We start from the raw sequence: 23,270 nt of genomic DNA on the forward strand, positions 1-23,270 counted from the left end.
TAGAGCTAAGGATTTCCTTAGCTCTTTCTTTACGCTGTTTTTATAAATTGAATCATTTCTACTCTGTTACCAAATGGATCCCTGAACTCAAAACGGTCAAATCCGGGGATAGGAACAGCCTCAATGATCTGTATGCTATTTTGTTCTAATACTTTTCTCCAGTAAGTGATATCCTCTACCTGATAAGCTAAATGAGCTTTAGTCGCTAAACGGTCGAAACCGTCTTCTGTACCGACATGAACCTCTCTATCCCCTACTTGCAACCAAAATCCACCGCGTCCCTTTAACGATTCAGGTTTTTCCTTTTCTGCTAATCCAAGAATGTCACAGTAAAATTTTCTTCCTTCATTTTCAGAACCTTTTGGAATAGTAATCTGTGCGTGATGCAAACCGAGAATCATAAGATCTCTCCCTTTTCCTTTTTAGACATTGCTACATTCACCTATAATCCTCTACGATCATATATCTAAAAGCATGATAAGTATATTACTTAATATTTATATTCTTTAATAAAAATTTCTTATGTTCGTAAAGGGAATTTTATTATTTGTGATATTTCTCAACCATCTGATTAGTTCCGAATACAATAATCAAAAAACAAAGGATGAAGACAAATGCCCTTCTCGCCTCCTGTCGATATTCGAACCCTTCATATCGCGAACGGTCCGGATATTCAGGTTTATTATCCACAAGTGCAATCTTTGAAAAATCCGAGGTTAGAAAGATTTATGAATCAGCAAATTGTGGCTCAAACTCAGAAACTTATTGATTTACAGGTTGGAACACCTCCAACCACTCCGATTGTGGAAATGCTCGGTACTTTTGAGATTAAGAATAATCAGCGTGATGTACTGAGCCTGTCCTTTTCAAATTACGCCTATCACAACATGGCTGCGCACGGGATGACGTACATTAAATCATTAACATATGATCTGCAAAAAGGAACGATTGTTCAGTTGAAGGATTTATTTAAACCTGGAAGTGATTATGTTTCGAGGATTTCAGTATTAATACAGAAGCAAATCGAGCAAAGACAAATTTCCTTGTTAGAACCTTTCTCGACGATAAAACCGGACCAGGATTTTTATATTGCGGATAAATCTCTTGTCATCTATTTTCAGCTCTATGACCTCACACCTTATGTATTCGGGTTTCCGATGTTTCCGATTTCGGTTTACGATTTGCAAGACATTATTGATGAAAATGGTCCGTTGGGGAGATTGGCGGAGAATAATTGAAGAACGCTCGGAAAAAGCTTGGGAATCCCAAGCTTTTTTAGATGGATCTATTCTGTTTAATTTGAAAGGTAGGATGGGTTATATAATCCATATACTTTATATCCCCAGTATGTTCTAAATAAGCTTTGTAACGTGTTTGGATAGCGTCTGCTGTAATGAACTCCAAAACTTCGTCTTTTGGGATCCATCTACTATCTGTCGTTTCATCAGAGACTGCCAACTCCCCACCCATTGGTTCACAAACAAAATCTAGCATTACCTTCGTTGGGACATCGGTTACACCGTCATACCACTTATGGATACCCGTATTTGAATATATTCCAATTAAATGTCCAACCTTGACATCAATCCCGCTCTCCTCTTTTATTTCTCTAATCAGAGCATCTGTCAAACTCTCTCCAACTTCTACTTGTCCACCAGGAAATACCCATCCACCATCTTTCGTTTTAACTAGAAGAACATTCCCTTGATGATCTTCCACAATTCCTCCAACGGCCACAATATGTGTTGGCATCTTCATTTTGATTTCCCCCATTTAGTTTTATTCTATAATCTCTTTTAATCTTTTTAATACTGAGTGTGTCGTTAATCGATGAAATGTTAGTAGTTGTCCCTTATAAACAACTGAAAATATTCCATAAGGAGTTGGTGATAATTCCATTAATTCTGCTCGATTTGTAAAATCAATGATATTTACATCAAGCCCTAAGGTATTAGCTGCAGATAAAACGTTTTCTGTTGCAATATCTACATAGGGGCATTGAAAAGAACGTAGAATGGTTAGATCCTGAAATCTAGCAATTCTTTCCTCCCAATTACGAGGAAAAGTTGGTAGATTATTTTTCATCAATGGATAGGCAAGTAATTCAAAATCATATGGTCCTATATCAACTAACTCAAACTGATTTTTTAAGAAGATATCTTTACTAGGAGTCCATGACGTTTCTGAATTCGTTACGACTGCTACGCCATCTTTACCCTGATTTTTTGCATCCTCTAGGCACTTGTTAATCAGTTTCGTTCCGTGTCCCCTGCCGGTTTCACTCACCCACAGACAATGAATGACCAAATAATTCTCAGCATAAACGACTCGAGAAGAAAACTCTGAGTCCGTGTATTCAATAAAGCCTAGTTGTTTTTCGCCTTCGAACAGTTGAATATATTTCAAACCTTCTTCAAAACGGTTATTAAGCCATTTGTTTTTGTTTATGTAACCATCCGATTTTTTCTTACTTCTGAGACAAAAACTGCCCGTACCTTCAATTGTTGTTGAATTTAACTCTAGCATCTGAATCTCTGCCATTCGTTTCCCCTCCCTCAATGAATATTTTAACAGAAAATTACAATTATTAACCAAATAAAAAATAGCAAACCGATTTGGTCTGCTATTTCTCAAGATTCTATTTTTAATGTACCATCGCTTTTTTTGGCAAATTCATCACCGTTCTACGTCCAATCGAATGATACTCAATCCTATGCTGCTTCACAGCTTCTATTGAATAGCAGTTACGTCCATCATAAATGACTGGAGTCCTCATCATATTTTCATAGATCGAAAGTGGAAGTCTCTTAATCTCATCCCAGTCGGTGACGATAATTGCCATATCAGCTAAGTGCAGGACTTCCGCGATCTCTTTAGTAAAATGAACTTCTCTTGGCAAAACAGATTTTGCTTTTTCAATTGCTACTGGGTCATACGCTGCTACATTCGCTCCTTCTCCAATTAACCTGTTGGCCAGCACAATGGATGCAGATTCCCTTACATCATCCGTGTTTGGTTTAAATGAAAGGCCGAGTAAGGCGACATTCAAACCTTGTAAATTTTCGAAGCGTCCCAAAGCTTGTTCGACTAGTTTTACTTGTTGCTTGTTATTCACGTTAATTACGGCTTCTAATAGATCGAATTTATGTTTTACATTCCCTGCGATCTGAACTAATGATTTCGTATCCTTTGGAAAGCAGGAGCCTCCATAACCAATTCCTGCTTTTAGAAATTGAGTGCCAATCCGTGAGTCCAGCCCCATTCCGTAGGCTACATCCTCTATATTGGCACCCAATTTTTCACAGATGGTTGAAATTTCATTAATGAAGCTAATTTTTGTCGCTAAAAAAGCGTTGGAAGCATATTTAATCATTTCTGCACTTCTTAGATCCGTATGAATGACTTTCACATGAAAGGGTTTATTGATTTCTTCCACAATGGCTGCAGCCCTTTGGTTATCTGAGCCGATGACGATTCGGTCACCCCGAAAAGTATCATTAATCGCTTGCCCTTCTCTTAGAAACTCTGGGTTTGATACGACTTCAGCCTTCAATCCACTCATCGTGATAATCTCTCTAATCCTTTCATTTGTTCCTACAGGTACGGTGCTTTTTGTAACTACAATTACATTGCCAGTTGCATATGTAGCTATATTATTAGCGGCTTGAAAAATATATTCCAGATTTGATGAGCCATCTTCGTTCGCAGGTGTGCCCACAGCAATATAAATCACATCAGCTTCATGGAATGCAAAAGATGGGTTCGTCGTGAATAATAGACGCTCATTTTCCAAATTCTCTTTTACTAAATCCTCAAGCCCTGGCTCATAAAAGGGGATGGTTCCTTTGCTTAAATTGTAAATTTTTTGTTCATCAATATCTAAACATCGGACTTGATGGCCGATTTCTGCTAAGCATGCACCTGTTACGAGGCCAACATATCCAGTTCCGATTAGAGAAATTTTCCTCATGCCATCCCCTCCTACATATTCGCAACAATATCCTGCGCCTTATCTACCTCAATGACTTCTTCGTAATGGGCTAACAAATCATTAAAAATGGCATTCCAAGATCGGCTTAAGGCGTATTTTCGTCCTTCGTAGCCCATTTGTTTTCGTTTCGTAGGATTTTTTAAGAGTTGAACAATACTAGAAATAAATTTTTCCACATTTCCAGGTTCACATAAGAGACCTGTATGTTCGTTACGAATAATTTCCTGAACACCACCTGCTCTTGCTCCGATTGCTGGTGTTCCGCAAGCGAGTGCTTCTAACACAACATTCCCAAAGGTTTCGGTTCTCGATGGAAAAATAAAAAGATCACTAGATGCATATAGTTCTGCTAATTGTTGACCCTTGATATAGCCGGTAAAAGTCATATTTTTGTTGCTATGTTCTTGCAGTTCATTATAAAGTGGTCCATCCCCAGCAATGATCCAATGAACCTGGTCTTTCATCTCTTCTGGTAGTTGTTGCGAAATCTTCATCAACACATCTATATCTTTTTCCGGTGCAAGACGACCAACGAATGACAATATATAAGGTGCAGTAATATGATATTTTTCTCGAAGACGACTAGATGTAAAGTTAGGATGAAAGACTTGGCAATTGACTCCTCTGCTCCAAATTTCAAGATTGGAAAATCCATGGCGAATGAGTTCTACTTTTGTTTCATAGGAAGGGACGAATGTTTTTTGAAAGGAGCTATGAAACCAATTCATGTATTTCCATAGCCATTTTGAAAGAAATTGTAGGTCGTAGTATTGGAGATATTGGTCAAAATGTGTATGATAAGAACCGACGATTGGTATATTTAGTTTTTTACCATAGTAAAGACCGGTTAAGCCCATATTAAATGGGGTTGCAATATGGATAATATCTGGTTGAAATTGCTCTAATTCTTTTTTGATATGAAAGACATTAGGAAGGGCTAGACGACATTCTGGATAGAGGAAAAATGGTAAGCTCGCAAAGCTAAAGATTTGTTTAGAAAAAGGATCTTCATCTTTTGTATCAGGTACAAATAGTCGATATTGAACTTCGTTTTGATCCAAGTATTCTACAAATCTTTGAAACGTACGAGCCACTCCATTCACTTGCGGAGTGAAGGTATCCGTAAAGATGGCAATCTTCATGCTTCTCCCTCCTCTTAAATGAGTGAAACCATTAACATCCCGAATATCGTACCAACAATCGAACCAGCTAGCACATCGGATGGATAATGGAGACCTAAGAATACGCGAGACATGCCTACACTGATGGCAACTGGATAAAGAATGATAGCCAAAATCGGCATATGGATGCTAAACGGTGTAATAATCGAGAAGATGGCTGTCGTATGCCCCGATGGGAACGAATGATCCGAAAGTGGATTGGCCGGTACTCTTGCATCCTGTAAAGCAAGGTATGGCCTGTTTCTTGGATAAAGTTTTTTAATAATAGAGACTAAGATGTGACTCGATGTGAGAGCTGCGGCACTTTCAATTCCCCACATTTTCACAGGAATTTCGGCAAAGACAATAATGAACAGGGTCACAGCAATTGTGAACCAGGCTCCGCCTAAATGTGTGATTTGACGAAAAAACGCATTCAAGCACTTTCGCTCAAATTGACGATTTAACGTGCGAAATAAATGACATTCAAACTTATAAAGGCTCTCAACCCATTTAACTAGCATTGTCCCTCTCCTTTATCCCTTACTTGATGTTAATTATAAAGGTCGATTGTAATGTGGATATTAACAAAATGTAAAGAATAATTGTGCATAAAAAAGAGCTCAATCGTTTGAGCTCGAAAGACTAATCTAATTATCCTTTTTGTACATACACAGCTTGATTTAGACCACGTTTAACCGCACCTACATACTCCGCTAATGCACGTTGACTGATAGAGGCATTTGTTGTAATAAGTTCAAAACCGTGATGTGCCCCTGGATACAGATGGAATTCAACATCAACCCCCGATTGTGCAAGTCGAGTGACGTAATCGATAGTCTCATCGCGGAATGGGTCAAGTTGTCCTACACAAGTATAGGTGAAAGGTAATCCAGACAAATCAGTAGCACGGGCAGGTGCAGCATATGGAGAGACATTATCTGTTCCGTTCTGTCCATCCAAATACATGCTCCAGCCTTTTTCATTTAAGTCATGATTCCAGATCAAGTTCCCTGTAATTTCAAGACTAGAGTGTGTATTATTTCGGTCATCAATCATTGGATATAAAGGCATTTGAAAACAAATTTCAGGTCCTTTTCGATCTCTTGCTAGCAAGGATAATGCTGCTGTTAGACCACCTCCAGCACTTGCCCCTGCGATCCCAATTCGTGTAGCATCAACACCTAATTCTTCAGCAGTATTAGAGAACCATGCAAGTGCAGTGTAACAGTCTTCAAGGGGTGCTGGGTAAGGATGTTCTGGTGCTAAACGATAATCAACAGAAACGACGACACAATTGGCATCTGTTACAAAACGTTGACATAAGACATCGTTATCATCAGCAGTCCCTAGTACATAGCCTCCGCCATGAATCCACAATAAACCTGGGAGGGTCCCTGTTTTATCTTTTGGTTGATAGATTCGTACACGAAGCGATGGATTGTCATCTGGACCAGGAATGATTTGGTTTGAAATTGTTACGGCTTCATCTACAGGAACTTCTACCAAACTATTAGATTCTTCCATCATTTTACGTATGGTCCTCATGTTATTAGCGTCAAGAGCGAGTGGTGGAAATAATTCGAGTGTTTCTCTTAATTCAGGATCGATTCTGTTTTTCATTTGCCATCCTCCTTATTTTTTGTATCCGCTTTCATTTGTGTATTTAAATTAATACCTCCTTCACCTTGGTGGATAATCTTAGTTTAGTGAAAATTCTGATTAAAGTAAATCTACTTGCCTAATATCTTTTCTTCAATTTTCGACTTAGTATTCAAGTCAATATAAAAAAACGCAAGTCGTATTATATACGATTCGCGTTCTCGTTTGAATATTATATCTGAACTTATTCTTTCACTCTCAATAATCGTAAACTGTTCAAAGTCACGATCAACGTTGCCCCCATATCAGCAAAGATAGCGATCCAGAGAGTTAACCATCCTGGTACCACTAAGAGTAAGGCTAGTGCTTTTACAGCTAATGAAAAGGTGATATTTTGCTTGATTGTCCAAAGTGCTTTTCGACTTAGTTTAATCGTAAAAGGTAATTTTCTTAAGTCATCTGACATCAAAGCAATATCTGCTGTTTCAAGAGCCGTATCTGTACCAGCGCCACCCATTGCCACTCCAACGGTTGAGGCCGCTAATGCAGGAGCGTCATTCACGCCATCTCCGACCATGGCTACACTCTTATACTCTTCGCGAAGTGCTTTAATGAAATGTAATTTATCTTCTGGAAGTAAGTCAGCTTTAATCTCTGAGACTCCGATTTCTTTCCCAATAGTTTCTGCTGTCCTTTTGTTATCACCAGTCAACATAATCGTTTCAATTCCAAGTTGATGTAGTTTCCGAATAACTGCACTCGATGCTGCTCGCACTTGGTCTGCCACTGCAATTAACCCTAGGATGACATCCATAGTCCCGATTATCATGACTGTTTTTCCTTCGCTCTGTAGGTGTTTAATTTGTTCTAAAATAGAGTGCTGCATACGATGTTGGAATATCTCTTCAAATAGATTTGGACTCCCCATGTAATACATTTCGTTTGCAATTTTTCCTTTGATGCCTTTACCAGTGATTGACTTAAATTCTTCAACAGCTACCTTATGGAAGTCTAATCCCTTGCTATCTGCCATTTTCGTGATGGCCGTAGCTAATGGATGCTGTGACCCCTTTTCCATTGCTGCAGCAATTGTTAAAAGTTCATCTTCGGTTTTATCAAAAGTAATGATATTAGTTACCTCAGGTACACCCTTCGTTAGAGTTCCAGTTTTATCAAAAGCAATGGCTTTTATGGAGCCAGCTTCTTCTAAGTGAATACCGCCTTTAATAAGGACTCCATTTTTCGCTGCGTTTCCGATTGCTGTAACCACAGAGACAGGTGTTGAAACGACCAACGCACAAGGGCAACCTACGACTAAAACAGATAAGCCTTGATAAATCCATTCGCTCCAGTCACCACCAAATAATGGTGGAATCACGGCAATTAGAAAAGCTAGTGCGACAATCACGGGTGTATAGTATTTTGCGAATTTATCTACAAATGCCTGAGAAGGTGCACGTTCAGCTTGCGCTTCTTCTACTAAATGAATGATTTTCGATAGAGTCGTATCTTCGACTAATTTACTCACTTTTACCTCAAGCAAACCTTCTTCATTTAAAGTACCGGCAAATACTTCATCGTTCTTTGATTTCGTTACTGGTACTGACTCACCTGTTATGGCAGCTTGATTAATGGTTGATGTTCCTTTTACGACAATTCCGTCCATCGCTAATTTTTGTCCAGGCTTTACAATCATGATATCACCAATCTGAATATCCTCGACACTAATCATGAATTCTTGCCCTTTACGACGAATGAGAGCTTCTTTCGGTGCTATGTCCATCAACGATTCAATCGACTGTCGCGCTTTGTCCATAGAAAAACGCTCTAGCGCTTCACTAATCGCAAAAAGAATAACAACAGTTGCTCCTTCCCCCCATTCTCCAATCATCGCAGCACCAATAATCGCGATGGTCATAAGGGTGCTCATATCAAACTTAAATCGGCTCAGGTTTTTGAAGCCCTTCATAAATAAGGTATAACCACCAATAATAATCGAGGCTGCATACCCTATTGTTGATAAAATTTGTTCCTCCCCTATCATCCAACTGAGGACAAGTAAAAAGAAGGATATATAGACCTTGTAGTTCTCTTTTTGTTTCCAAAAAGGTTCAGCTTCTATTCTTTGTTCTTTCTCATGTCGAAGCTTTAAGTTTTCGAAAGCTCCAGCTTTTTCGAGTGCATCTATAGATGTACTTCCGTAAACTGTAATTTTCGATGCTCCAAAATTAACTTGCGCATCTACAACACCATCCAGGTGTTTGACATTCTCTTCGAACGTCTTAGCACAGCTCGCTCAAGAAAGTCCTTGTACGCGATAGGTTGTAGAATTTTCAAGAGCTTTTTCTTCAGTCATTGCCAGTCACCTCTCTCTTGTGAGCTAATGCGATTGTCATGATTTGCTTAATATGCTCATCATCAAGGGAATAAAAGGCTAATTTGCCTTCTTTTCGATATTTTACAATCCCTTGCTTATGAAGAGTTCTAAGATGGTGTGACGCGGTTGCAACACTAGAACCAATAATATTCGCAACATCACAGACACAAAGCTCGTCATCCTGACACAAGGCAAAAGTGACTTTTGCCCGATTTTCATCTGCTAGTGCTTTAAATAACAGAGCCACTTCTGATAATTTTTCTTTTTGCATTTCACCCTGAATTCGTTTGACTTTAGGTTCGTCATAACAATAGATATCACAAGTATCTTTTGAACGCATTGTGATCTTCCTTTCATCATTCAAATGAAGATTTGATTGTATTATAAACTATCAGACACAGTATATTCAAATAAATGTTTGAATGATAATCGTAAAAAAAAGAACTAGGCTCTCCCTAGTTCTTTAGCATCTATTCGATTCACTTGATTTTTTCCATTTGTTTTAGATTGATATAACGCGACGTCTGCTCGTTTAAACAAGCTTTCCTTCGTGTCTCCTGCTCTATAGCTAGTGACTCCGAAGCTGGCAGTGACATGGCCAACTTTCGTGAAACTATAATAATCGACAGTTCTTCTGAGATCTTCTGCCAACTTCATTGCATCTGAGCCAGAAGTATGTGAAAAGACCATGAATTCTTCTCCACCCCATCTTCCAAACATATCTTTCTCTGAAAGATGTTGACTAATCAGTTTTGTAAACTCTTGTAGCACTTCATCTCCAACATCATGGCCATAGTGATCATTGATCGACTTGAAATTATCAATATCCAGCAGAATAACCGATAGATCATCATTCGTTTTTAAATGGTTATCTAAATATAAATACATCTTTCGACGATTCGCAATTTCTGTTAGAGGATCTACATAAGCATTGGATTTAATTGATTTTAATTCTGTAAAAGTACCCAGTGCAAATTGTAAATAATAGAATGCTAAAATATAGATTATATTCGCTAAATAGTATTTGACCAAGGAATCCATCGCATATGTCTGTATCTCTGTAATATAAGGGATGCCTAAACATAGTGTTATGAAAAAGAGTATCAATGAGAGGAGTAAGCCCTTTTTTCTACCTAAGCTTAAGTACATAAAAACAACAATTAATGGCATAAACATTGAGAAATCACCAATTGACTCATTTTTTGCAATTAAATTTTCATGAACACCTTGGTGAAATTGAGTAATCTGATGAATACTCACAAAAACTAAATTAGATAATTCTACAAAACGGAATAAAATTCTCTTATAAATCAATATCCATCCGATTGAAAAATAGAGGATTAATAGGAAATCCACATAGAAGCCAACTCCAACGGAGGCATCAAACAAATTATTCATGATGAGCGCGAAGATGAGAAATGGTACTGCAAATAAATACAGTTTTCTCTTTAGTTCTTCTAAATTCTCTACTTGCTGTGCCATACATGTCCCCTTTTTCATGAAAAAAAGCTAATCGAGTGAGATTAACTTTACTTATAATGACGATTTGAACTATTCCTTGGCACATTGCCAGCTTGTTTTAACAATATAATTATATTACAGGACTTAGGTTTGCCGCTAGTTAAATGTTTGAGACTCGAGCAAGTTTAATGCCTTTTTTTGAGCCTCTTCATCAATTCGATATATTTCGTCTAAAAGTGAACTAAGTCTATCATTTTTTTCTTGCTTAGAGAGTGGTAGATTCTTAATAATCTCGCGCGACTTCGCTAAAAACTCCAGATAGCTTGTCCAGCTATCATCAAATTGAGCTTCTAACTCCTTCTTTAATTTTCGCGTAAGCTTCGGACTTGCTCCACCAGTAGAAATCGCTAATTGGAGATGACCGCGACGTACAGTCGCAGGAAATTGTACATTCCCCTCTTCGCCCTTGTCGACAACACATACGAGTTGGTTCGGGGATAAGGTTTCGGCTAAAGCTTGATTTACTTCACGACTATTTGTGGCAAGAATAACGAGAAAAGCATCCACAAAGTCTCTTGGCGTAGCTGCCCTGGTTATCAGCTCAAACCCATATTGTTCCGATAAATCGAACACCTCTTCATTAAATTGGGGAGCAATAAACGTAATGATTGCTTTTTCATTTGCTAACGTCTTTCCTTTACGTGCAGCAATTGTACCCCCGCCGACGATGAGCACTCTTTTACCTGTCAGATTAACCATTAAGGATTGCATCATGCTTCGTCCCTTCAGTCGCGATTTGGACAACGACGTCTTCCATCACCTTGTGTCGGCTTAAAGGATCAATTTGAATCACTTTTGGTCCTCGTTTTTTGCACCATAGGATCACTTCTGATAGAAGCAATCCAGAAAATAGCAAATAAGGAATCACTATGACGCGTTGTGTAGCTTCTTCAAGCATTACTTCTAAGCCATCATGGAATTTTGGTTCGGCTGCAGCTAAATAACAACTGGAAATCCTTGCAACACAAAGACGTTCCTGAATGCCTTTTTCAATTTCAGAAAATGCCGTGTGAATCTCTGGATCACTACTGCCCCTTCCGACGATTAAAATCGAATCCTCACTGGTCAAGTCCAGAACATTCTCACGAACAAGCTCAGCGATCGCGTCAAGAATATTTTCCTGAACGCCGAATGCCTGTTGTAATGTAATGGGAATCTGAGGATGACGTGTTTGAATAGCAGCAAGCTCGGCTGGGATGTCATGCTTCATATGACCAGCGGTAAGAAGAAGGATTGGAACAACTGACACTTCTGTTGCCCCTCTCTCTACGCAACGCTGAAACCCTTCATCAATGGAAGGGCTAGAGAGTTCGAGAAAGCTAATCTCTTGGATCGGAGTATCAACTTTTGCCATGACTTTTTGTAAAAATGCTTTCGCTTCGTTTTCGCCTTTTTTTGAACGTGTACCATGACCGACATATAGGATCGCTTTCATCTACGATTCTCCCTTCCTACTAATCTTGCGTTGCTGGGATGATTTGATTAAACCAACTCAATTCTTCGTTTAAACGGACTACCTCACCGATCACCGTCATACTTGGATTAGTAATCCCCGCTGTTTTTACATCATCGACAATGGTTTTAAGTGTACCAACAACGGTTTGTTGTGTAGGTAACGTGCCCCAATGGATGAGTGCAATCGGTGTGTCCGGTGATTTTCCATGTTTGATAAGATTACTCACAATCGAGGCAAGATGAGTGACGCCCATATAAATACAGATCGTATCTACGCCTTTGGCTAAATGAGACCACTGCTGTTCAGCCTCTTCATCGCCAGCTTGATGTCCGGTAATGAAGGCGAAGCTTTTGCTAATATGGCGATGGGTGACGGGGATGCCTGCGTACGCTGCAGCTCCAATTCCAGCAGTAATGCCTGGAACGACCTCAAATGGAATTTGATTTTTCACACAAACCTCTGCTTCTTCTCCACCACGACCAAAAACAAAAGGATCGCCGCCTTTTAAGCGGACGACCTGGTGTCCTTCTGTCGCGTATTTCACTAAATTTTGATTGATCGCTTCTTGTTGTATAACATGGGCTTTTGGATCTTTTCCGCAAAAAATCGCTTGAGCCCCTTCCTTTGCGTAAGTAAGTAGTTCCGGATTGACTAATCGATCATATAAAATGATGTCTGCTTGCTGGAGGTATCGTAAACCTTTTACTGTGATTAATTCTGGATCGCCTGGTCCTGCACCAACTAAATAGACTTTGCCAACCATAGAACGTTCTTCCCTTCAATAGCTAAATAATATGTTTTTCTTCTAAAAAAGTAAGTATCTTTTCCACTGCTTCTGACACAGTTAATTCGTGTGAAGCTATTGTTAATTCTGGTTTCTCAGGAGCTTCATAAGGAGAATGAATGCCAGTGAAGTCCTTGATTTCCCCTTTACGGGCTTTCTGATAGAGTTTTTTCGGGTCTCTACGTTCACATTCCTCTATTGGACAATCAATATAAATTTCAATAAATTCTCCTTCTTCAAAAAGAGCTCTCACCTGATCTCTGTCAGAGCGAAATGGAGAAATAAATGCTGTTGTCACAATTTTACCACTATCAACGAAAAGTTTGGCAACTTCTCCAATTCGTCTAATATTTTCCGTGCGATCGGCATCAGAGAAACCTAGGTCACGATTTAGGCCATGACGGATATTATCTCCATCGAGGACATACTCATCAATGCCTTGACGAAAAAGCTCATTCGAAACTGCATTGGCAATCGTGGATTTTCCGGAGCCAGATAGTCCTGTGAACCAGAGGACGCAGCTTCCATGTCCATTCTGATTGCGACGATCTTGTTTTGCTACTGTTGCTTCATGCCATGTAAGATTCGTAGATTTCACCGCTCATCGTCCTCCTGTTACAACAGTTGTTTCCTTCATGCCTTCGATTAACACTTCCACTACTTCTTTGCGGCTAAAGGTGGATGGAGGCAAGACGCCATCGCGTAGCATTTCACGAACCTTTGTACCAGATAAAATCACACGATCTTCCTTGCTATGTGGGCAGGTCTTATCTGAAGCCATTCCCTCACACTTTGTGCAGTAAAAGCTATGTTCAAAAAAGAGTGGCTTAATTCCAAGCTCTTCTTCGGTAAATTCGCTAAAAATACGTTGGGCATCATATGTTCCGTAGTAATTTCCAACACCTGCATGGTCTCTTCCGACAATGAAATGTGTGCAACCGAAATTTTTACGAGCAATCGCATGAAAGATCGCTTCTCTTGGACCAGCATAGCGCATTGCTGCTGGGTAGACCCCAAGATGAACTCTTTCCGCTGGATAATAGTTTTCTAGTAAAACACGATAGCTTTTTAGACGAACATCAGCTGGGATATCATCCGATTTCGTTTCACCAACGAGTGGATTGACAAACAGACCATCGACGGTTTCTAATGCAGCCTTTTGAATATATTCATGGGCACGGTGAATGGGATTTCTCGTTTGGAAGCCAACAATGGTTTTCCAACCTTTTTCCTCGAATAATGCCCGCGTATCTTTCGGCTCATACCATACATCAGAAAATAAGCCTTTTTCAGATTTCTTAACTAAGACGATGTCACCCGCCACATACAAATCTCCTCGTTCGAAAAGACGTTTCACGCCTGGATGAGCTATTTCTTCTGTTTTGTAAACATTAAGGGCTTCTTTTTGTAAATTGGGTTCATACCATTCAGACACGGTAATGACCCCATATACTTCTCCTTTGTATTCGAGCTTATAGGATTCACCGGCAACTAAGGTATTGGCGACCTCGTGGCTTACTGGAAGTGTGACTGGAATCGACCAGACGGTCCCATCTGCAAGACGCATATTTTCTACAACTGCTTCATAATCTTTTTGCCCTAAAAAGCCTGTTAATGGACTAAAGAGCCCGATTCCAATTAATTCTAAATCACTTAAGGCAATTGTATCAATAGTGATTGTATTTTTTACGGTAGTTAGATCATATTCTGGGTGAAATAATTGAACAAGAGTTCCTCCATGAGGTTTCGGTAAAAATGACAACACAATCAATCCTTTCAGCTAATTATATAGTGAGAGTTTATGAATCCTCTCTTGCTTTAGTAGTTAGAATAATTTCATGGTCTCTTCTTTTCATTAAAGATACAATTCCGAGAGCAGCAATCAGTACGCCGACCACGACGATAACTGGGTAGAAATTCTTCTCAATAATGATTTGGATGAGCGAATAAGAAAGTACCATTGAAATCACGGGTGATACGATCCACACGGTAAGTAATTGGACGACAATTTTCTTTTTTAAAACTGCTATTCCGTCTTTTGCAAATCCGATGCCTATAATTGAGCTTGTCGTAATTTGGGTTAATGGGACTGGAATTCCAAAAATCGATGCGATTGTTACAATGGTTGCTCCAGTGCCAGAAATGATACAGCCGTCTTCCAGTCGTATGGTGGTAATTTTCTTCCCATTCGTTTCTAATACTTTTTTTCCTAAAATAAGGGCACCTAGGGCAACGAATATTCCACCCAAAAAAATGCCTGAATGGGTTGACATGATGCCAGCTGCAACGAGTGGCCCAACCGCATTAGCTACGTTATTCATCCCGGCTGAAAATGCCTCAAACATCCCCATAAAAACCACTAATAATGGTAAAACCTTGAGTGCTACTGATGTTTTCAGAACTTTTTTCATTACAGGTATTTTTAATAAAAATGAAGCTGCAAGAGCTAATAAAAAGGCAATGAATGGAGTCAGGAGCCAATACAACATAATCCATAATAGATTTTGTAGAAATAGAGTTTGATAGACAATTCCTACCCCAACAATGGAACCTACGACTACTTCGCTTGTAGATAGTGGAATTCCTAAAACATTGGCTAAGAATAACGATAGTGAAGCTGATAACAACACAATGATCGTTATTGAGACTGTGAATGTATTACTTGGCACAATGTCGTTTCCTAATGTTTTGACGACTTCACCACCACCGAAGTAGGCTCCAAGAAATACGGCAATCGCACAAAGAATCAGTGCCATTCTCTTTTTGACAACTCCGGAACCATAAGAAATACCCATTGAGGCTGCAGCGCCGCTTGCACCTATATTGATTGCAAAAAATAGTCCAATGAGAATGGCGATAACAATCAATTGGACAACCTCCTCTAGCTAGTGTGCAAACCGCACTCCGTTTTACTATTTCCAGTCCAACGACCTGCTCTTGAATCTCCATCAGCTAAGACCGCTTGTGTACAAGGGAAGCAGCCGATGCTCGGGTAATTGTGATCGTGTAATTCATTGTATGGTAGGTCGTGTTCGCGGATATACGCCCATACCTCATCCCAAGTCCAATGAATTAGGGGACAAATTTTGATGTTTTTGAACTTATCATCTTTATTGATGAATTCAGTGTTCGCTCTTGTTGGTGATTGCTCTCTTCTGAGGCCTGAGATCCATGCTTCTTTCGTACTTAAAGTTTCGCGTAATGGTACGACTTTGCGAATATGACAGCATTTGTTCGGGTCTCTTTTCCATAGCGCCGTGCCATATTCAGCCGCTTGTTCATCTAATGTCAGTGCTGGTTTCTTCTTCTCAATTTGCAGTGATGGAAAGCGTTCTTCGATCTTTTTAATCACGTCATAGGTTTCAGGGAAATGTAAATCTGTATCTAAAAATACGATTTTAGCATCAGGTTTCACTTGTGCAATGATATCAATTAACACAATAGCCTCGGCCCCAAAGCTTGATGCATAGACAATTTTCTCGTCGTTATAAACGTTATAGGCCCATTCTAAAACAGAGCGTGCACCCTTTGTTTCATCCTCGATCGCGAATGAGTCGGAAATAGATTGCCAATTTTCGTAGGTTACAATCCCTTTCATTGGTTAAAACCTCCTTTTATTAAAGGCTGTTTCATAAATATTGATGTTAAAATCTTAGTACCGATTTTAACGTAGAAAAAGCCATATTGTGCTTCTTAACTTAGTTGTCTAGCTTTTTAATCTTTGCTTTAGAGCTAGATAGGGTTGAAATCATTACTGATCCATAAATAACTAAGTTTTGGAAAAAAGCCTTAATAAAAAAAGACAGTCTCCACCAATAAATTCGTGAAGGACTGCCTCTAGTTGTCTAGTCAGCAATAATATATTAATAAATAGTTGTTTAATCTTATCCGTATGTGTTCGTGCTGTTATTGGAGACGAATCTTTTCGTTTTTTTCGATTTGTACGATTTTCCCATCCTGAACGATTAAGGTGATCGAACCGAATTTCATCGTCGCCAGCATGTCTTCCAAGTGTTTGAACGTATTCTGCCAATCTGCTGGTTTCAGGTCGATTCGCCCTCCTTTCATGATATTTAAAAATCCATTTTTGGTGTATTAGGACATTAATTGAAAGTAGTTAAATTAATCCTACCATTTCAATGTGATTTGTCAACTTTTATATTCTAAAAATTCTAATACATCGTCCAGCACTGGTGTAGTGTTGAACGATGCACGATATTAATCTTTCTTATTCATGGAAATTGGTGCCGTCTGTTGTTGCTTTTACAATTCCTGCGCGAATAACGAAATCACCAAAATGCTCGCCAAGCTCTCGCTCTTTGGCATAACGTGGCAATAGAACTCGAAGCTCATTGAGAATCTCTTCTTCCCCAATGTTTTCTCTGTACAATTTGCTTAAACGACTTCCGTCAAAGGCTGCACCTAGATACATATTGTATTTACCTACCGACTTTCCGATAAAACCGATCTCACCAAGAGCATGACGTGCACAGCCGTTTGGACAGCCAGTCATACGAATGGTGATTTCTTCATCTCTTAAACCATTTTCATCGACGATCGTTTCAATTTTATCGATGAGTGTTGGCAAATAGCGTTCTGCCTCAGCCATCGCTAAACCACAAGTCGGCAGTGATACACAAGCCATGGAATTACGGCGAAGAGCTGAGAAATGACTACCGTCTGTTAACCCATACTCCTCAAGCAAGTCGTTAATTTTTTTCTTACTGCGTGTTGAAACATTGGCGATGATCAAGTTTTGATTGGCTGTTAGGCGGAAATCACCTTTATGTACTTTAGCGATTTCGCGCAATCCTGTTTTAATCTTCAGATTCTCGAAGTCTTTTACTCTACCACCCTCGATAAAAAGAGTGTAGTGCCATTTCCCTTTTGTACCTTCCACCCAACCGTAACGATCACCGTTATGGTCAAAATGATAAGGCCTTGCTTCTTCTAAGCGCCATCCAAGACGATTGTGTAGTTCTTCAATGACAGTTTCCAAGCCAAGTCGGTCCACCGTGTATTTGAAACGTGCATTTTTACGACTAGAACGATTTCCGTAGTCACGTTGAATCGTAATGGTCTTTTCTGCTACTTGATAAATTTGCTCTGGCTTGCAGAAACCGATCACTTTCGCAAGCTGAGGGTAAGTCTCTTTATCACCGTGTGTCATCCCCATGCCGCCGCCAATTGCAACGTTGAAACCTTGAAGAAGTCCTTCTTCAACAATCGCAATAAAGCCAATATCCTGTGAAAACACGTCGACGTCATTTGATGGTGGAATGGCAACCCCGATTTTAAATTTACGGGGTAAGTACACTGGGCCGTACATTGGCTCTACTTCTTCCACTTCCGGTGTGCTGAAAATCTTCTCCTCATCTAGCCAAATCTCATGGTAAGCTCTTGTACGTGGCAGTAGGTCATCACTTAACTTTTTCGCCCATTCATACACTTCAGCATGTAACTCAGATTGGAATGGATTGGAATTACTCATGACATTGCGGTTAACGTCACCACATGCAGCAATCGTATCCATCAAAGCCTGGTTTATGCCTTGCATCGTTTTCTTCATATTCCATTTCAGAATACCGTGCATCTGAAACGTTTGACGAGTCGTGATTTTTAATGTACCGTTTCCGTATTTCTCAGATAAATCATCCATGACAAGCCATTGTTCAGGTGTTGAAACTCCCCCTGGCAAGCGCACACGAATCATGAATTGGTAGGCAGGCTCGAGTTTTTGCCTTTGGCGCTCAGTTCGAAGATCACGGTCATCCTGTTGGTAGCTGCCGTGAAACTTGATTAATTGGTTAGCATCCTCTGATACCCCACCATTTAAGCGGTCCTCAAATTCTTCCTTTAAGGTCCCGCGTAAAAAATCACTTTCTTTCTTTAAATGTTCGTTCCTGCTAGGCGTTCCCTCTGGTGCCTTTAATATATCCGTTCCCATTTATGAAACAACTCCTTCCGTGAAGGTTCTATTAATATACGTCTCTTTGATAACGTCTCTGTTGTTGTAAGTTGGTTAGGTACTCTTCTGCTTGTTCGCGGCTTAAGCCACCTTCTGTTTCGATGATTTGTATAAGCGTGTTGTGTACGTCTTTCGCCATGTTTTTCTCATCACCACAAATGTACACTACTGCCCCTTCCTCTAACCATGAGAACAATTCCTTGCTTTGCTCAAGCATGCGGTGCTGTACATATACTTTTTCTTCGCTATCTCTCGAAAAAGCAACGTCTAATTTGGTAAGTGTACCGTTTTGTAACCATTGCTTCCATTCCGTTTGGTAAAGGAAATCTGTCATGAAATGTTGATCCCCAAAAAATAACCAGGATTTCCCTTCTGCTCCGATTTCTTCTCTTTCTTGGATAAAAGCACGGAATGGGGCAACTCCTGTTCCGGGCCCGATCATAATGATAGGTGTATCAGGATTTTCCGGTAATTTAAAGTTGTCATTTTCCTGAACGAAGACAGGAAGTTTGTCGCCAATATTTAAGCGTTCTGCTGTAAAAATAGAGCATACTCCATTTCTTTTTCGATCATGAGCTGTATAGCGGACAGCGCCAATGGTCAAGTGAACCTCTTCAGGATTCGCTTGGCAACTACTTGAAATCGAGTACAGTCGAGCTGGAATCTTCCGTAAAATCGAAACGAATTCTTGCGCTGAGCTTCCCCATGTTCCGTAATCACGCACGAAATCGACGAGGTCTCGTCGATCGATGTAGGCTTTCAGCTTTTCTTCATTTCCAGCAGCTAAAAGTTCCTGTAAAAGATTGTTGGTTGATAGGTCAGCAATTTTTTGTAAAAGAGGTTTTGATAAAACCGTGATTTCATAATAAGTCGTAAGGGCCTCTTTAATCGATAAAATATCCCCTTGTTTATTAATTGTGACTGAATCATTCGGATTCCACGGTAATTCCTGAAGGAGTAATTCAACAAGCTCAGGGTCGTTTTCAGGATAAACCCCTAGGCTGTCGCCAGGTTTGTAAGTAAGGTTAGAACCCTCTAAAGAAATTTCAAGATGGCGTGTTTCTTTATTTGAGCCACGGCCATTCAAATTAATATTTTCAATGATCTCCGCCTTAAACGGATTACTTCTTGTATAAGTAGAGGGTGCAGGAGTTACTGTCGTCGCTGCGACTTCCTGATGGACGCCTCCCTCTTGTTCATTTAGGCTACGTAGAACCCCGTCAAGCCATTCTTCTGCTGGTTCTTCAAAATCAAGATCGCAATCAAAACGAGGGTACACTCTTGATGCGCCAAGTTCTTCTAATCGTTTGTCAAACTGTTTTCCGGTCTCGCAGAAAAATTCATAGGAGCTATCTCCCAGTGATAGGACGGAGAAATTCACATGGTCAAGCTTTGGTGCTCTTTTACCATGAAGAAACTCGTGGAATATAATCGCGTTATCAGGTGGATCTCCTTCTCCGTGTGTGCTCACAATGATTAGTAGATTGCTAATCTTTTTTAATTGATTCGGTTTGAAATCATTCATCGCAGAAACAGTCACATCAAAGCCGCTTGCCTTAAATGCAGCTCCTGCCTTTTTCGAAAGTGCTTGGGCATTGCCTGTTTGGGAGCCGTAAAGAATCGTAATCTCCTTTTTTGGTTTCGATGTCGTTTCAGTCGACTGTGGAGCATTGGTTGTGTTACTTGTAATTGATGCTGCAAAATACCCGCTCAACCAAATTTTCTGGGAATCGGTTAATGTGGTTAAAAGTTGGTTGAGTAGCTCTACCTGATTCTGATTAAACGGGCTGTTACCTACCTGGAATTGCAAAACAATCCACCTCACAATAAATTCTCGAAAACTTTATATTATGTTTATACCATAATATCTTCACTTTTCCTATCAAATAAGTTGGAATTATATGCAGAAAAATTTTGAACCTTTTGTTATTTGATTATTTTACTGAATTAATGCAACGAAGTAAATCGTTTTATGAATAATTTAGCGATATGGTGCCAAAGTTACACACTGATGGTAGGTGTAGGGATTAGGAGTTTGTTTGCACGATAATTGAACTACCCCCACCTAAAATCCAAATGGATTTTTGAGGAAGGGGATTCCTAAAAAGACTACTAAAGAAATTAGTAGACCATTGCCCGTTCAACTAGGCCATGGATTTTCTACTTTTCACCTTTGACAAACCTTTTTCCTCCAAGTCTGTAAGAGCCCCTTGAGGAAAGAGTTGATTCAGCGAGTCAATCTTGTCGCAGGCAAAAAGTTCTATCCGATAGAACGTGTGTTTACGAACATCAGACAGGCATGACGAAATCCACTTCCACTGCGCCCAGTGATGTAGACCTGCTATCTTCTCCGGTAACAGGGAATGCAACACTGGTGGAAGCGTTTCTTTGAAACCCATTGCACGTCGTGCTATCACATAAGAAGCAGCTTGATGAATCGAAATTCCCAATCGCTTCATGTATTTGATTTTGCCAATTTGGGAGGTGTAGGCTGGGTTCACATCAAACACGGCTACCCCCATTTTCTCTGCCCGGTTTTTAATGGCAGAAATCATTTTATTGTACGCAAATTGACTCATCGCTTTATTGGCTTTTCTATTGCCGTATGGATGAGAAACTTTGGATTGGGTGGTATTTAATTTTTCCAACGCAATAGGCTTATTTAATTTCATCGCTAAATCAACAATAACGACTGCTTTGTTTTCAATGATTTTTGTGATTTGTTCAGATGTTTTTCCATCTAAATCGAAAGAAAACACACCTGATTTTATCAGTTGACCTTTTGCATTAATATTGGACCAGGCGATATGGTCTACATTTAAATCAAGACCTAATAAGCCGTCTGCCCGACTATGATTTTTATGAGGATTCTCTGGCACATCGACTATGCATTTGAAAATATAATAGTCCCCATGGTCTTCCACAGACCATGCAATGGGTTTGCCGTATTTCTTTTTGTTTTTGCAGTTCATCTGTGTTTCAATTGCGTGGTTAACCTGTTCTTGACCATATGGAAACACAAGATTGTCAATCTCTATCTTGGTACCATCCGGGGTTGTGAAATGAAGTTCTCTCGTCTCTGGAATATAACTAAACACGAAATTGCCGACTTTGGCATCTTTTCGGCCACTAATGGTCATTTGATTGTAACGAGATTGTTCCCAATCTTTTCGCCATTGTTCATGGTCGTTTTGATAGTTTTCCTTTGTGTGTTGAGCCTTGAATAATTTTTTCGTGCCAAAGACTACACTTTTAGTGTTATGTTTTAAGCTTTCTAGCTCCTTTTGCAACCTATCTAATCTGAATTTTAATCGACCTAATCTATTTTTGAAATACGCAATTTGAACATCTAAATAGTCATGTTCAAATTGATATGCGTGATAGTAAATGTCTGTTTTCTCATAGAATTTCACCACAAAAAAATGGCCAAATTGTTGTTCTCTGGAAGTTTGATTGAATTTTGGATTTCCGTTTACAAAAGATTGTTTGATTTTCAAGAGAGTTGTTAAACTGCGTTTGGTCGATTTGATCTTTTTCTTAACAGATGTAATTTGAATTTCTTTGTTTTTAATATACATTTTTTGAAGTTCATTCTGAGATTTGATCAAGGTGTTTGCTTCTTGAATAGTACTACCTGCATAATGATCATTCAATTGAAAACGTTCCTTTACGGTAAGGTGAAGAGATTTTTTTCTCCGTGATTCATTCGAACGTTTTTCTAATACTTGTGTTTGAAATACGAAATGTTTTGAACGACTAAACAAAAGAAGGGTATGAGAAATAGAGTCGTTATATTTTTCAGGCAGTGTATTTTTGTATATACGGTTAGAAAAATAGGTTTTCCTCATTTCTCAACCACCTCCAAAAGGAACGTTTGTTCTCAATTCAATTTTACCAAATACTCATAACTTTGTCTTTTCGTTTTCTTTTCGTTTCGAAAATAGACACAAAAAAAAGCGATTCATCTCCTCCCTACGTCGTTGAGGAAGGAGTCTTCTCGCTAGTGTTGATAAATCCAATGTTTAATTCACTAAATTTGAGACATATTAAATGTAGGATTTTAATGAAGGAGATATGTAAATGGAATACTTAACACGAGAACAAATTATTCATGATTTGCAGGAACCATTGCAGTCATACATAGACCAGTTTGGAATTGATGATATTGGGATTTTTGAGGAACAGGGGCAAGATGCCCTCTATTATATGGGTTACACCGTGAATAAAGACGGGAAAACGTATCATATTCATACCCCTTTTCAAAAAAATGAACAGAATGAATTCACACCTGTAAAAAATGAATGGACGTTGGAGACAGATGAACCGGACTCTAAGGATAAGAGTGGTTATTACGATGTAGAAAGTGTGCTAAAAGAACTACATTAACAAAGCTGTTGCGAATGGTTAAGAT

General features: G+C 39.3%; 23 protein-coding genes. 2 read left to right on the forward strand and 21 right to left on the reverse strand.

Annotation, left to right across the window (positions count from 1 at the left end; genetic code table 11):
* Positions 1 to 29: 29 nt before the first annotated feature.
* Positions 30 to 401, reverse strand: a complete 372-nt coding sequence (locus FAR12_RS06535; protein WP_126407564.1) for a VOC family protein — start codon at positions 399 to 401, stop codon at positions 30 to 32.
* Positions 402 to 614: 213 nt separating this feature from the next.
* Here FAR12_RS06535 and FAR12_RS06540 point away from each other — a divergent pair, with 213 nt between their 5' ends.
* The gene (locus FAR12_RS06540; RefSeq protein WP_126407566.1) at positions 615 to 1,238 is read left to right on the forward strand and encodes a DUF3298 and DUF4163 domain-containing protein; all 624 of its coding nucleotides are present in this window, start codon (positions 615 to 617) and stop codon (positions 1,236 to 1,238) included.
* 37 nt (positions 1,239 to 1,275) lie between these two features.
* Here FAR12_RS06540 and FAR12_RS06545 read toward each other — a convergent pair whose 3' ends face one another.
* The 20 genes from FAR12_RS06545 to FAR12_RS06640 all read right to left on the reverse strand — a co-directional run bounded on the left by FAR12_RS06545 (position 1,276) and on the right by FAR12_RS06640 (position 22,707).
* Positions 1,276 to 1,758: an NUDIX hydrolase gene (locus FAR12_RS06545; RefSeq protein WP_126407568.1), complete on the reverse strand. Its 483-nt coding sequence runs from the start codon at positions 1,756 to 1,758 to the stop codon at positions 1,276 to 1,278.
* A gap of 21 nt (positions 1,759 to 1,779) precedes the next feature.
* Positions 1,780 to 2,541, reverse strand: a complete 762-nt coding sequence (locus tag FAR12_RS06550; RefSeq protein WP_126407570.1) for a GNAT family N-acetyltransferase — start codon at positions 2,539 to 2,541, stop codon at positions 1,780 to 1,782.
* 103 nt (positions 2,542 to 2,644) lie between these two features.
* A complete protein-coding gene (locus FAR12_RS06555) occupies positions 2,645 to 3,970 on the reverse strand; it encodes a UDP-glucose dehydrogenase family protein (protein WP_126407572.1) in 1,326 nt (441 codons plus the stop codon).
* Positions 3,971 to 3,981: 11 nt separating this feature from the next.
* Complete coding sequence (locus FAR12_RS06560; RefSeq protein ID WP_126407574.1) at positions 3,982 to 5,133, reverse strand: glycosyltransferase family 4 protein; 1,152 nt, start codon at positions 5,131 to 5,133, stop codon at positions 3,982 to 3,984.
* A gap of 14 nt (positions 5,134 to 5,147) precedes the next feature.
* Positions 5,148 to 5,675: a phosphatase PAP2 family protein gene (locus FAR12_RS06565; RefSeq protein WP_126407576.1), complete on the reverse strand. Its 528-nt coding sequence runs from the start codon at positions 5,673 to 5,675 to the stop codon at positions 5,148 to 5,150.
* Positions 5,676 to 5,805: 130 nt separating this feature from the next.
* Positions 5,806 to 6,774 (reverse strand): alpha/beta hydrolase, encoded by a 969-nt coding sequence (locus FAR12_RS06570; RefSeq protein WP_126407578.1) that lies wholly within the window; start codon positions 6,772 to 6,774, stop codon positions 5,806 to 5,808.
* Between the two features lie 223 nt (positions 6,775 to 6,997).
* Positions 6,998 to 9,109 (reverse strand): heavy metal translocating P-type ATPase, encoded by a 2,112-nt coding sequence (locus tag FAR12_RS06575; RefSeq protein ID WP_126407580.1) that lies wholly within the window; start codon positions 9,107 to 9,109, stop codon positions 6,998 to 7,000.
* Entirely contained in the window at positions 9,102 to 9,470 is a 369-nt protein-coding gene (locus tag FAR12_RS06580; RefSeq protein WP_126407582.1) for an ArsR/SmtB family transcription factor, read from the reverse strand. The genes FAR12_RS06575 and FAR12_RS06580 overlap by 8 nt, the downstream gene beginning before the upstream one ends.
* A 104-nt stretch (positions 9,471 to 9,574) precedes the next feature.
* Entirely contained in the window at positions 9,575 to 10,612 is a 1,038-nt protein-coding gene (locus FAR12_RS06585) for a GGDEF domain-containing protein (protein WP_170972122.1), read from the reverse strand.
* 135 nt (positions 10,613 to 10,747) lie between these two features.
* Positions 10,748 to 11,365, reverse strand: a complete 618-nt coding sequence (locus tag FAR12_RS06590; RefSeq protein WP_246010311.1) for an NAD(P)-dependent oxidoreductase — start codon at positions 11,363 to 11,365, stop codon at positions 10,748 to 10,750.
* Positions 11,343 to 12,086 carry a sirohydrochlorin chelatase gene (locus FAR12_RS06595; protein ID WP_126407586.1) on the reverse strand — a complete coding sequence of 248 codons (744 nt, stop codon included), beginning with the start codon at positions 12,084 to 12,086 and terminating at the stop codon, positions 11,343 to 11,345. Before FAR12_RS06595 ends, FAR12_RS06590 begins: the two co-directional genes overlap by 23 nt.
* Positions 12,087 to 12,105: 19 nt before the next feature.
* On the reverse strand, positions 12,106 to 12,870 hold the full coding sequence (gene cobA, locus FAR12_RS06600) for a uroporphyrinogen-III C-methyltransferase (RefSeq protein WP_126407588.1): 765 nt from the start codon (positions 12,868 to 12,870) through the stop codon (positions 12,106 to 12,108).
* 22 nt (positions 12,871 to 12,892) lie between these two features.
* Entirely contained in the window at positions 12,893 to 13,489 is a 597-nt protein-coding gene (cysC, locus tag FAR12_RS06605; RefSeq protein ID WP_126407590.1) for an adenylyl-sulfate kinase, read from the reverse strand.
* A 3-nt stretch (positions 13,490 to 13,492) separates the two neighbouring features.
* Entirely contained in the window at positions 13,493 to 14,653 is a 1,161-nt protein-coding gene (gene sat / locus FAR12_RS06610) for a sulfate adenylyltransferase (protein ID WP_126407592.1), read from the reverse strand.
* Positions 14,654 to 14,690: 37 nt separating this feature from the next.
* Positions 14,691 to 15,758, reverse strand: a complete 1,068-nt coding sequence (gene cysP, locus FAR12_RS06615) for a sulfate permease (protein WP_126407594.1) — start codon at positions 15,756 to 15,758, stop codon at positions 14,691 to 14,693.
* Positions 15,759 to 15,772: 14 nt separating this feature from the next.
* Positions 15,773 to 16,489 (reverse strand): phosphoadenylyl-sulfate reductase, encoded by a 717-nt coding sequence (locus FAR12_RS06620; protein ID WP_126407596.1) that lies wholly within the window; start codon positions 16,487 to 16,489, stop codon positions 15,773 to 15,775.
* A 308-nt stretch (positions 16,490 to 16,797) separates the two neighbouring features.
* The gene (locus FAR12_RS06625; RefSeq protein ID WP_425456147.1) at positions 16,798 to 16,938 is read right to left on the reverse strand and encodes a YezD family protein; all 141 of its coding nucleotides are present in this window, start codon (positions 16,936 to 16,938) and stop codon (positions 16,798 to 16,800) included.
* 181 nt (positions 16,939 to 17,119) lie between these two features.
* The gene (gene cysI / locus FAR12_RS06630) at positions 17,120 to 18,838 is read right to left on the reverse strand and encodes an assimilatory sulfite reductase (NADPH) hemoprotein subunit (protein WP_126407600.1); all 1,719 of its coding nucleotides are present in this window, start codon (positions 18,836 to 18,838) and stop codon (positions 17,120 to 17,122) included.
* 31 nt (positions 18,839 to 18,869) lie between these two features.
* Positions 18,870 to 20,669: an assimilatory sulfite reductase (NADPH) flavoprotein subunit gene (locus FAR12_RS06635; RefSeq protein ID WP_126407602.1), complete on the reverse strand. Its 1,800-nt coding sequence runs from the start codon at positions 20,667 to 20,669 to the stop codon at positions 18,870 to 18,872.
* A 334-nt stretch (positions 20,670 to 21,003) separates the two neighbouring features.
* Positions 21,004 to 22,707 carry an IS200/IS605 family accessory protein TnpB-related protein gene (locus FAR12_RS06640; protein ID WP_246010312.1) on the reverse strand — a complete coding sequence of 568 codons (1,704 nt, stop codon included), beginning with the start codon at positions 22,705 to 22,707 and terminating at the stop codon, positions 21,004 to 21,006.
* A gap of 232 nt (positions 22,708 to 22,939) precedes the next feature.
* Here FAR12_RS06640 and FAR12_RS06645 point away from each other — a divergent pair, with 232 nt between their 5' ends.
* A complete protein-coding gene (locus FAR12_RS06645) occupies positions 22,940 to 23,245 on the forward strand; it encodes a DUF5634 family protein (protein WP_126407604.1) in 306 nt (101 codons plus the stop codon).
* Positions 23,246 to 23,270 lie beyond the last annotated feature (25 nt).

It is taken from the genome of Bacillus yapensis (assembly GCF_005280205.1).
Classification (GTDB): domain Bacteria; phylum Bacillota; class Bacilli; order Bacillales; family Cytobacillaceae; genus Robertmurraya; species Robertmurraya yapensis.

What these genes read in the sequence shown, in the direction of transcription:
- FAR12_RS06535 (WP_126407564.1), bottom strand. Translation starts at nt 401, where the DNA reads ATGATTCTCGGTTTGCATCACGCACAGATTACTATTCCAAAAGGTTCT.
- FAR12_RS06540 (WP_126407566.1), top strand. Translation starts at nt 615, where the DNA reads ATGCCCTTCTCGCCTCCTGTCGATATTCGAACCCTTCATATCGCGAAC.
- FAR12_RS06545 (WP_126407568.1), bottom strand. Translation starts at nt 1,758, where the DNA reads ATGAAGATGCCAACACATATTGTGGCCGTTGGAGGAATTGTGGAAGAT.
- FAR12_RS06550 (WP_126407570.1), bottom strand. Translation starts at nt 2,541, where the DNA reads ATGGCAGAGATTCAGATGCTAGAGTTAAATTCAACAACAATTGAAGGT.
- FAR12_RS06555 (WP_126407572.1), bottom strand. Translation starts at nt 3,970, where the DNA reads ATGAGGAAAATTTCTCTAATCGGAACTGGATATGTTGGCCTCGTAACA.
- FAR12_RS06560 (WP_126407574.1), bottom strand. Translation starts at nt 5,133, where the DNA reads ATGAAGATTGCCATCTTTACGGATACCTTCACTCCGCAAGTGAATGGA.
- FAR12_RS06565 (WP_126407576.1), bottom strand. Translation starts at nt 5,675, where the DNA reads ATGCTAGTTAAATGGGTTGAGAGCCTTTATAAGTTTGAATGTCATTTA.
- FAR12_RS06570 (WP_126407578.1), bottom strand. Translation starts at nt 6,774, where the DNA reads ATGAAAAACAGAATCGATCCTGAATTAAGAGAAACACTCGAATTATTT.
- FAR12_RS06580 (WP_126407582.1), bottom strand. Translation starts at nt 9,470, where the DNA reads ATGCGTTCAAAAGATACTTGTGATATCTATTGTTATGACGAACCTAAA.
- FAR12_RS06585 (WP_170972122.1), bottom strand. Translation starts at nt 10,612, where the DNA reads ATGGCACAGCAAGTAGAGAATTTAGAAGAACTAAAGAGAAAACTGTAT.
- FAR12_RS06590 (WP_246010311.1), bottom strand. Translation starts at nt 11,365, where the DNA reads ATGATGCAATCCTTAATGGTTAATCTGACAGGTAAAAGAGTGCTCATC.
- FAR12_RS06595 (WP_126407586.1), bottom strand. Translation starts at nt 12,086, where the DNA reads ATGAAAGCGATCCTATATGTCGGTCATGGTACACGTTCAAAAAAAGGC.
- cobA (WP_126407588.1), bottom strand. Translation starts at nt 12,870, where the DNA reads ATGGTTGGCAAAGTCTATTTAGTTGGTGCAGGACCAGGCGATCCAGAA.
- FAR12_RS06620 (WP_126407596.1), bottom strand. Translation starts at nt 16,489, where the DNA reads ATGAAAGGGATTGTAACCTACGAAAATTGGCAATCTATTTCCGACTCA.
- cysI (WP_126407600.1), bottom strand. Translation starts at nt 18,838, where the DNA reads ATGGGAACGGATATATTAAAGGCACCAGAGGGAACGCCTAGCAGGAAC.
- FAR12_RS06640 (WP_246010312.1), bottom strand. Translation starts at nt 22,707, where the DNA reads ATGAGGAAAACCTATTTTTCTAACCGTATATACAAAAATACACTGCCT.
- FAR12_RS06645 (WP_126407604.1), top strand. Translation starts at nt 22,940, where the DNA reads ATGGAATACTTAACACGAGAACAAATTATTCATGATTTGCAGGAACCA.